This is a genomic window from Streptomyces sp. NPDC088733 (assembly GCF_044751185.1).
GTDB lineage: Bacteria > Actinomycetota > Actinomycetes > Streptomycetales > Streptomycetaceae > Actinacidiphila.
The window spans coordinates 720,987-729,452 of sequence record NZ_JBIVLH010000001.1 but is presented as its reverse complement, the minus strand read 5'-3'; the positions used below and the strand labels follow the sequence as shown (position 1 = coordinate 729,452).

At 73.4% G+C, this 8,466-nt stretch carries 9 protein-coding genes and 1 pseudogene; 5 read left to right on the top strand and 5 right to left on the bottom strand.

Features of this window, described 5'->3' with window-relative positions; all coding sequences use genetic code 11:
- Nucleotides 1–316 precede the first annotated feature (316 nt).
- The 3 genes from ACIP64_RS03350 to ACIP64_RS03340 form a co-directional block, all read right to left on the bottom strand.
- The gene (locus ACIP64_RS03350; protein WP_401581075.1) at nt 317–1,021 is read right to left on the bottom strand and encodes a hypothetical protein; all 705 of its coding nucleotides are present in this window, start codon (nt 1,019–1,021) and stop codon (nt 317–319) included.
- A gap of 197 nt (nt 1,022–1,218) precedes the next feature.
- Nucleotides 1,219–1,959: a hypothetical protein gene (locus tag ACIP64_RS03345; protein WP_401581074.1), complete on the bottom strand. Its 741-nt coding sequence runs from the start codon at nt 1,957–1,959 to the stop codon at nt 1,219–1,221.
- The gene (locus tag ACIP64_RS03340; RefSeq protein WP_401581071.1) at nt 1,956–2,507 is read right to left on the bottom strand and encodes an RNA polymerase sigma factor; all 552 of its coding nucleotides are present in this window, start codon (nt 2,505–2,507) and stop codon (nt 1,956–1,958) included. The genes ACIP64_RS03345 and ACIP64_RS03340 overlap by 4 nt, the downstream gene beginning before the upstream one ends.
- A gap of 140 nt (nt 2,508–2,647) precedes the next feature.
- On the opposite strand from ACIP64_RS03340, the gene trpS reads away from it, so the two are divergent.
- The 5 genes from trpS (at nt 2,648) to ACIP64_RS03315 (ending at nt 7,372) form a co-directional block, all read left to right on the top strand.
- Entirely contained in the window at nt 2,648–3,661 is a 1,014-nt protein-coding gene (trpS, locus tag ACIP64_RS03335) for a tryptophan--tRNA ligase (protein WP_360902195.1), read from the top strand.
- A gap of 217 nt (nt 3,662–3,878) precedes the next feature.
- Complete coding sequence (locus tag ACIP64_RS03330; RefSeq protein WP_401581068.1) at nt 3,879–4,481, top strand: 2'-5' RNA ligase family protein; 603 nt, start codon at nt 3,879–3,881, stop codon at nt 4,479–4,481.
- 96 nt (nt 4,482–4,577) lie between these two features.
- Complete coding sequence (locus ACIP64_RS03325) at nt 4,578–5,990, top strand: pyridoxal phosphate-dependent decarboxylase family protein (protein WP_401581066.1); 1,413 nt, start codon at nt 4,578–4,580, stop codon at nt 5,988–5,990.
- A gap of 33 nt (nt 5,991–6,023) precedes the next feature.
- Nucleotides 6,024–6,911 carry a YihY/virulence factor BrkB family protein gene (locus tag ACIP64_RS03320; protein WP_360902186.1) on the top strand — a complete coding sequence of 296 codons (888 nt, stop codon included), beginning with the start codon at nt 6,024–6,026 and terminating at the stop codon, nt 6,909–6,911.
- A complete protein-coding gene (locus tag ACIP64_RS03315; RefSeq protein ID WP_401581064.1) occupies nt 6,908–7,372 on the top strand; it encodes a hypothetical protein in 465 nt (154 codons plus the stop codon). The genes ACIP64_RS03320 and ACIP64_RS03315 overlap by 4 nt, the downstream gene beginning before the upstream one ends.
- A gap of 18 nt (nt 7,373–7,390) precedes the next feature.
- Here the strand turns inward: ACIP64_RS03315 and ACIP64_RS03310 are convergent, their stop codons facing one another.
- Nucleotides 7,391–7,963 (bottom strand): exonuclease domain-containing protein, encoded by a 573-nt coding sequence (locus ACIP64_RS03310; RefSeq protein WP_401581180.1) that lies wholly within the window; start codon nt 7,961–7,963, stop codon nt 7,391–7,393.
- Between the two features lie 87 nt (nt 7,964–8,050).
- A pseudogene (locus ACIP64_RS03305) lies at nt 8,051–8,422 on the bottom strand (ATP-binding protein); the annotation flags it as partial.
- Nucleotides 8,423–8,466: the final 44 nt, after the last annotated feature.

The window sequence follows — 8,466 nt, the reverse complement described above, 5'->3', positions numbered from 1 at the left end:
TCCGGTGCGGTGCAGTCCTAGACAGCTCCACCACACCGGAGGTCTTCGCCGTGATCAAGACCCCGCAGATGTCAACAACGCTCGTGATCAATACAGCTAGGGCGTGTTTCGAAAGTCCCGCCTGTCCCGCGACGCTCCCCCAGCTTCGCTGGGAGGTGCCCCCAGGCACGGCACCTCGCTACGTTGTCGAATCGTCCGAGTAGCCCACTACGAGGACGACTCTCCGCCTTGCGATGCACCGCACCAGACCCCGCGGGACCCGCCCTCCGGGCGGCCGGCGCTACTTTCGAAACACGCCCCAGAGCGGGCCGGGGTCTCACACGTCGGCCAGTTCCTGCCGGGGGCCCGGCTCGCGGGGCGTGCGGCGGGATATGAGGCGTGAGGCGAGCAGGGTGCCGGCGCAGCCGAGGGCGAGGCCGGCGCCCAGCCCGGGGAAGGACCACCACCAGTCGCTGCTGCCGCCGTCGCCGCCGCTCGCGGCGGTGGCCGCCGGAGGTGCCGAGGCGGCGGCCGTGGCGGGGTCGTCGCCGAGGCCGAGCGGGTAGTCGGGGGCGCTGACGCCGAGGCCCTTGTCCGGGCCCATGAGCCCCATGCGGTCCAGCAGTGCGCTGAGGACCTTCGGCTGGGCGGCCCGGTGCCAGGCCCCCTGCTCCGGCAGGCCCGCGTCCCCCACCTGGCGGCTGTGCACCCACGGGCCTCCGGCGGCGTCCGGGTAGACGAAGTCCACGCGCCACACGGAGACGTCGTGGATCAGCCAGGTGACGGTGACTCGGCGCTGCCCGGCGGCCCCCGCATCCGACGGCGACGGCGGATCGGCGGCCTCGGCCACCGGCCCGATGGACGCGTCCAGCGCCGCGTAGTCCGGGGACGACGTGTAGATCGCCGCGGCCGTGCCGCTGCCCGGCGCGACCAGCATCACGCTGGTCGGCCCTCCGGCCGCGGCCGGTCCCGCGCCGGTGAGCACGGCGGCGAGTGCCGCGGCCGTGACACCCGCCCAGGTGACGAACCTTCTGATCCCCATGCGGTGGTCCCCCTCTCGCTCGGTCCTGCCCCTGATACACCGCCCGGACCGACCGGGTTCCCGCTCCTGGGCCTCCACCGCCTCGATGCCGAGATCATTGCGGCCCCGCTGGTCCTGCGGGCGGGCGGAAGGCCGGCACCCCAAGGGGGCGCCGGCCCCGCGGTGTTGCCGGGCCCGGCGGAAGGACCACCGGCAGGTCAGGCGGGCGGGCGGGGGGATTCCTGGGGCCGGGCCGACTCCGCGATCGCCAGCGCGCGTGCCCGGTCGGGGACGCCCTCCAGACGCAGCGTCACCTCGCCGCGCTGCCAGAGCAGGGTGGGCCCGGCCGCCCTGGGCGGTTCGCTGCGCGTCCGTCCCTCGGGATCGACGAGCCGGACGTAGTGCGGTTCGGCGAACCACACGGCGAATGCGCCGTCGACCTCCACCCATTCGGCCGCGGAGCCGGTCGTCTTGAGGAAGACCACGTCGATCGAGGCCCGGAACTGGTCGAGCCGGATCGTGCGGCCGTCGCGCCGCCAGCTCATCGACAGCACCCGCCCGCCGTCGGTGACCGCGACCCCGTCCGGCCCGCCCAGCGCCGCCGGGACGAACGCCCCGTCCAGCGGCGCGTGTCCGCGCACCGGCGGCGGGCTCCCCGCGCCCGGTGTCGCCGAGGGGTCGTGGCGCACGGCGACGCCGCCGAAGCCGAACCAGTCCGAGACCGCGGCCCGGACCGGCGGGGTGAGCACCAGCACGACCAGCACCCCGCAGAGCAACGCCACCAGGGCCCGCCACCGCGCCGCGATCCTGAACCGGGCGCGCCGCACCCGTCCCTCACCGGGCACCGCCTCGGCGAGCAGCCGGGCCAGCACCTGCTCGGCCACGGAGTCCGGCGACGGCGCCGGGATGTCCAGCCGCCGCCCCGCCTCGCGCAGTTCCTCCGGGAGCCGGTCGGTCATCGCAGCCCCCCGTCCCCCGCGGCCAGCAGCGGTTCGCCGAGCCCGGTCCGCAGCTTCGCCAGGGCGCGGTGCAGCCGGGACTTGACGGTGCCGCGCGGCCAGCCCAGCACCGCCGCCGTCTCCTCCTCGTCCAGGTCGAGCAGATAGCGGCAGGTGACCACCAGCCGGTGCGGCTCGCTCAGCCCTCCGACCGCGGCCAGCAGCGCGGCATGGCGTTCCCGGGTGACCGCCAGGGTCTGCGGGTCCTGGTCCGGCCCGGGCACGGCCTCCAGCACGGCGTTGCGCTCGACGGCCGAGCGCAGCCGGCGGGCGGCGCGTGCCGCGTTCCGCGCCTCGTTGGCGACGATGCGCAGCAGCCACGGCCGGAAGGCGGCGTCCTCCCGGAAGCCGCCGAGGGCCCGGTAGGCCTTGACGAACGAGTTCTGCACCACGTCCTCCGCGTCGGCACCGGCCCCGAGCAGCACCGCCGTGCGATGGGCGACGTCCGCGTGGACGCGCACCAGCTCCGCGTACGCCTCACGGTCCCCGGCGCGTACGCGTGCGATCACCGCCGCCTCCCCCTCCGTGGCGGCCCCCTTTCGCTCCCCGGCCGCCCCCGCGCGACCCCGTCACCCCTTCTACACCGCTCCCTCCCGCCCGGTTCCCGTTGAGGGCGGACAATCGCCGGGGACCTGAGAGAATGAGAGGCATGGCTCTCGAACGTCCCCGTGTGCTCTCCGGCATCCAGCCCACCGCAGGCTCGTTCCACCTGGGCAACTACCTGGGCGCGGTCCGCCAGTGGGTGGCCCTGCAGGAAACGCACGACGCCTTCTACATGGTCGTCGACCTGCACGCGATCACCGTGCCGCAGGACCCGGCGGAGCTGCGCGCCAACACCCGGCTGGCCGCCGCCCAGCTGCTCGCCGCCGGGCTCGACCCGGAGCGCTGCACGCTCTTCGTCCAGAGCCACGTCCCCGAACACGCGCAGCTCGGCTGGGTGTTCAACTGCCTCACCGGCTTCGGCGAGGCGTCGCGCATGACGCAGTTCAAGGACAAGTCCGCCAAGCAGGGCGCCGACCGCTCGACCGTGGGCCTGTTCACGTACCCGATCCTCCAGGTCGCGGACATCCTGCTGTACCAGGCGAACGCCGTCCCCGTCGGCGAGGACCAGCGCCAGCACATCGAGCTCACCCGGGACCTCGCCGAGCGCTTCAACGGCCGCTTCGGCGACACCTTCACCATCCCGGCCCCGTACATCGTCAAGGAGACGGCGAAGATCTACGACCTGCAGGACCCGCAGGCGAAGATGAGCAAGTCGGCGGCGTCCCCGAAGGGCCTCATCAACCTCCTGGACGAACCGAAGTCCTCGGCGAAGAAGATCAGGAGCGCGGTCACCGACACCGACACCGTGATCCGTTTCGACGAGCAGGGGAAGCCGGGCATCAGCAACCTGCTGACCATCTACTCCACCCTCACCGGGACCGCGATCCCCGAACTGGAGCAGCGGTTCGAGGGCAAGGGCTACGGCGCGCTGAAGACCGAGCTGGCGGACGTCTTCGTGGAGTGGGTCACCCCGTTCCGCGAGCGCACGCAGGAGTACCTCGGCGACCCGGAGAGCCTGGACTCCGTGCTGGCCAAGGGCGCCGAGAAGGCCCGCGCCGTGGCCGCCGAGACCCTGGCGAACGCGTACGAAAGGGTCGGTTTCCTGCCCGCCAAGCACTGAACGGGGGCATCCCGGCGTCCCGCGGCGCGGGCCTTTGGTCCCGCGTGAATGTGACGGACGACGCTCGCGCCCCGGGGTGCGAGCGCGTCACACTTGCTGCGGAGGCGCTGTGCCGCACACCGTGCGTACGATGCCTCCGGCCCGCCCGGGACCCGGACGGGAGCGGGCGGGAAACCGAGGGGCGACGACCGGGGTACGACCGGAAAGGGGTGAACTCGTGGGAAACCGCATGATCGGCGTGTCCATCGCGGTCCCGGAGCCTTACGGCAGCCTGCTCCAGCAGTGCCGCGCCGACTTCGGCGACCCACTGGCCTACTGCATCCCCACCCACGTCACACTGCTCCCGCCGACCGAGGTGGACACCGCCGTCCTCCCCGCCTTCCGCACGCACCTGGACGAGGTCGCGGCCGCCTGCCACCCCTTCCCGATGCGCCTGGAGGGCACGGCCAGCTTCCGGCCGCTGACCCCGGTGGTCTTCGTCGAGCTCGCGCAGGGCGGCCTGGACTGCGCCGAGCTCCAGGAGCGGGTGCGGTCCGGCCCGGTCCGCCGCGAGCTGCAGTTCCCGTACCACCCGCACGTCACCATCGGCCACGGCATCCCGGACGAGGCGCTGGACCGCGCGCAGCTGGAACTCGCCGACTTCACCGCCGCGTGGACGGCGAGCTGCTTCTCCCTGTACGAGCAGGACGACGAGGGCGTCTGGCGCCCCCTGCGCGACTACGCCTTCGGTGCCGCCACCGCCCACCCCCTGCTCCCGCAGCAGCCGGGGGCCTGCGAACCCCTCGGCACGGCTCCCGCGCGAGGTACGCAGCCGGCCTGAGGACCCCGTCCCGCCCCGCTGTGCGATGCCGCCGGCGGGCCACTTCCTCGCCCGTGGCCCCGGACATGCCCGTCGCGCCGTGCCTAATCTGCCGCCATGGATCCCTTCCTCGCCGCGGACCGCGACCGCTTCCCCGACCTCCTGCGCTCCGTCACGGAGTTCGCCGCCCGTGAACTGGCCGCCGTCGACGAGCGCCCGGTCGCCGCTCCCGGCCCGGTCCCCGCGCCGGAGCCGCTGCCGGACGCCGGGGCCGGGGCCGACGGCGCGCTGGAGCGCTTCGCACGGCGCTGGGCACCGGGGTTCTCGGGCAGCGCGGGGCCCCGCTACCTGGGCTTCGTCACCGGCGGCGCCACTCCCGCCGCCGTTGCGGGCGACTGGCTGACCGCCGCGTACGACCAGAACGGCTCGTCGGACATCGGCTCCTCGGCGGGCGCCCTGGAGCGCGAGACCCTGACCTGGCTGCGGGAGCTGTTCGGCCTGGGCGCCGCGCACAGCGGGGCGTTCGTCACCGGCGCGACGGTCTCCAACACCGTGGGCCTGGCCGTCGCCCGCGAGTGGCTCGGCGAGCGGCGGGGCGTGTCGGTGTCCCGGGACGGCGTCGCGGCGCTGGGCCCCGTGACGGTCCTGTCCGGCGCCCCGCACTCCAGCATCGACAAGGCCCTGTCGGTCCTCGGGCTCGGCCGCGCCTGCCTGACCCGGGTGCCGCTGCTGCCCGGCGGCCGTGAGGCGGTGGACGTCGCCCGGCTGGCGGAGGCTCTGGACGCCCTCGACGGCGCGCCCGCGATCGTCGTCGCGAACGCCGGAACCGTCGACACCGTCGACTTCGACGACCTGCGCGCCGTCGCGGCCCTGAAGGACCGTCACGACTTCTGGCTGCACGTCGACGCGGCCTTCGGCGGCTTCGCCGCGCTGTCGCCCCGCCACGCCCACCTCACGGCCGGCCTGGACGCCGCCGACTCCGTCTGCGTCGACCTCCACAAGTGGCTCAACGTCCCCTATGACGCCGCCGTGCAGTTCACCCGCCGCCAGGACCTTCAGGTGCGGGTCTTCCACAACGCCTCGCCCTACCTCGGCCTGCCGGCCCTGCCCGACCCCGACTTCCTGCACCTGACGCCCGAGAACTCCCGCCGCCTGCGCGCCCTGGCCACCTGGTTCTCGCTCACCGCCTACGGCCGGGAGGGCCACCGCGACATCGTCGAACGCAACGCCGCCCTCGCCCACCGCCTCGGGGACCGCGTCGCCGGCACCGCGCACCTGCGGCTGCTGGCACCCGTCCGGCTCAACGTGGTCTGCTTCACCTTCGCGGGCGACACCCCGGCGGACGAACTGCGGGAGCGCGTCGCCGCCGCGGCCCGCGCCGTGGCCGCCTCCGGCGAGGCCTTCCTCACCCCGACGGTCCACGCCGGGGTGCCCGCCCTGCGCGCCGCGTTCAGCAACTGGCGGACGTCCGAGGCCGACACGGACCGCGTCTTCGAGGCGGTCGTCGCCGCCACGGCGCCCGCCACTTAGAGTGCGGGGGGTGACGGAGGGTAGGCGCGCGGTATGGAATGGCTGACGAAAATCCCGGTGATCGGCCCGTGGATCGCGCGGCTCATGCGCACCCACGCCTGGCGCACCTATGAGCACCTGGAGAGCGTCCACTGGACGCGGCTGGCCGCCGCCATCACCTTCGTCAGTTTCGTCGCGCTCTTCCCGCTGCTCACCGTCGGCGCCGCCGTCGGCGCGGCCCTGCTGTCCCCGTCGCAGCTCAAGCAGCTCCAGGACAAGCTCGCGGAGCAGGTGCCGGGGATCGCCGACAAGCTCAACATCAACGGGCTGGTGGACAACGCCGGCACGGTCGGGGCCATCGCCGCGATCCTGCTGGTCCTCACCGGCGTCAGCTGGATCGCCGCGCTGCGGGACTGCCTGCGCGCCGTCTGGCACAAGGACGACGAGAACGGCAACCCCTTCCTGACCCGGCTCAAGGACCTCGGCGTCCTGATCGGCCTGGGCGCCGTGGCCCTGCTGTCCGTGGTCTGCTCGACCCTCGCGGGCACGGCCATCAACCGCCTCGGCGACGCCATCGGCCTGGACGAGAACGGCATCGGCCGGGTGCTGCTGTCCGTCGTGGGCTTCTGTGTCGCCGTCCTCATCGACGTCGGCATCTTCGCCTACCTGCTCACCCTCCTGCCGGGTGTCACCCCGAACCGGCGCGACGTCGTCGTGGCGAGCCTGATAGGAGCCATCGGCTTCGAGGTGCTGAAGCTGCTGATCAGCGGCTATCTGCAGAGCGTCGCCACCAAGAGCATGTACGGGGCCTTCGGTGTGCCCATCGCGCTCCTGTTGTGGATGAACTTCACGGCAAAGCTGCTGCTGTTCTGCGCGGCCTGGACGGCCACGCCGCACAGCGCCGAGCTGCGGGCCGCGGCCGGGACGAAGGAGCCGAGTTGACCGAGATCGCCCTGCACGAAGCCGTCGCCTGCCTCGTCCCCTACACGCTGACGGGGATCGACCGGGACGCGCTCACCGGTGTCTTCGCGTTCGCGGCCCGGGAGTCCCTCGCGCCCGGCGCCGTCCTCCAGGCCCACTGCCCGTTCCGGATCACGCACGGGGGCGACCTCGTGCTCGGCTCCGAGGACATGCGGTGGCCGCGGGTCCGCGGCGCCGACCCCGCGGCCGCCCTCGCCGACTTCACCACGCTCTACGACGAGCAGGCGCGCGAGCTGTGCGGCCGGCTGGGCGACAGCCCGCTCGACGTGGTGCGCTCCACGCTCGGGGACAGCGGGCGCCTCACGGTGGAGATGGCGGACGCCTGGGTCCTGGAGATCCTGCCGGTGACCTCCGAACGCGCCGAGTCCTGGCGCGTCTTCTTCCGCGGCGGCGACCACGTGAGCTACCGCGGCGCGCCCTGACGCGCCGGGCCGGAGCGGTCAGCGGCCGGGCAGGCCCGGCCAGGCGCCGCGGCGGGTCAGCGCCAGGGCGAGGGCGGCGATGTTCCAGGAGTCGTGCTCACCGCAGTGGTGACGGCCTTCGAGGGGGAGCCCGGCGATCTGCAGGGCCTCCAGCATGCCGGGGCGCTTGGCCAGGCCGTGGGCTTGAGTGAAAAGCGTCTTGACGTTGATGTGCCTGCTGCCGAAGGGGTACGTGGTCCCGGTGGCCCGGCACTGCCGGTTGAACTGGTGCCGGTCGTAGTCGCCCCAACTCGCCCACGCCCGGGGGCCGGCGCGGTGCTCGGCGGCCAGCAGCTTGCAGGCGTCGGAGAAGTCGAGGCCTTGGTCGACCTCGGCCTGCGTGAGCCCGGTCAACTCGGTGCAGAAGTCGCTCACCTGCGACCGCGTGGGCCGTACGAGAATGCGGTGCCGGGCGACGCGCTCGCCGCGGTGGAGGTCCACGACGGTCAGCCCGATCTCGATGATCTCGCTCACCGCGCCCGGTGGCGGCTCGCCGTCCCAGCACGTCGCTTCGACATCCACGACGTTCAGCAGTCCCTCATCACTCTCCATGACGGGAAACAGTACGTCTATTTCCGGCCACCGGTCACTACTCTTTGCGCAGGTATTTACCACTCTCAGTTCGAACCAGACCGTTTTGCCGATCCCGTACGGACGTGGCCGGACATCCCACGCGTCGGCCAGCGCCTCCACGAGCGCCAGCCCGCGCCCCGACTCGTCCTGCGGTGACGCGGCACGGGGACGCGGGTACGCGGTGCTCGCGTCGCACACCTCCACCCGCAGCCGGCCCCCGGCCAGTACCGCCCGCGCCGCCACATGGCGGTCCGGCGGCACCCGCGCATGGCGTACGGCATTGGTCACCAGCTCGCTCAGCAGCAGTACGGCGGTCTCGGTGGTCTCCGCGGGCAGCCCCCACACCGCGGCCTGCTCGCGCAACCGCGCCCGCGCCAGGCGCACACTGGCCGCCCGCCGCGGAAAGCGCCACTCCGTGGGGGGAGTTGTCTCGTTCATGGCTCCAAAGGTGCAGGTCACTGCGTAGCCTCGGAAGTGACCGG

What these genes read in the sequence shown, in the direction of transcription:
- ACIP64_RS03350 (WP_401581075.1), bottom strand. Translation starts at nt 1,021, where the DNA reads ATGGGGATCAGAAGGTTCGTCACCTGGGCGGGTGTCACGGCCGCGGCA.
- ACIP64_RS03345 (WP_401581074.1), bottom strand. Translation starts at nt 1,959, where the DNA reads ATGACCGACCGGCTCCCGGAGGAACTGCGCGAGGCGGGGCGGCGGCTG.
- trpS (WP_360902195.1), top strand. Translation starts at nt 2,648, where the DNA reads ATGGCTCTCGAACGTCCCCGTGTGCTCTCCGGCATCCAGCCCACCGCA.
- ACIP64_RS03325 (WP_401581066.1), top strand. Translation starts at nt 4,578, where the DNA reads ATGGATCCCTTCCTCGCCGCGGACCGCGACCGCTTCCCCGACCTCCTG.
- ACIP64_RS03320 (WP_360902186.1), top strand. Translation starts at nt 6,024, where the DNA reads ATGGAATGGCTGACGAAAATCCCGGTGATCGGCCCGTGGATCGCGCGG.
- ACIP64_RS03310 (WP_401581180.1), bottom strand. Translation starts at nt 7,963, where the DNA reads ATGGAGAGTGATGAGGGACTGCTGAACGTCGTGGATGTCGAAGCGACG.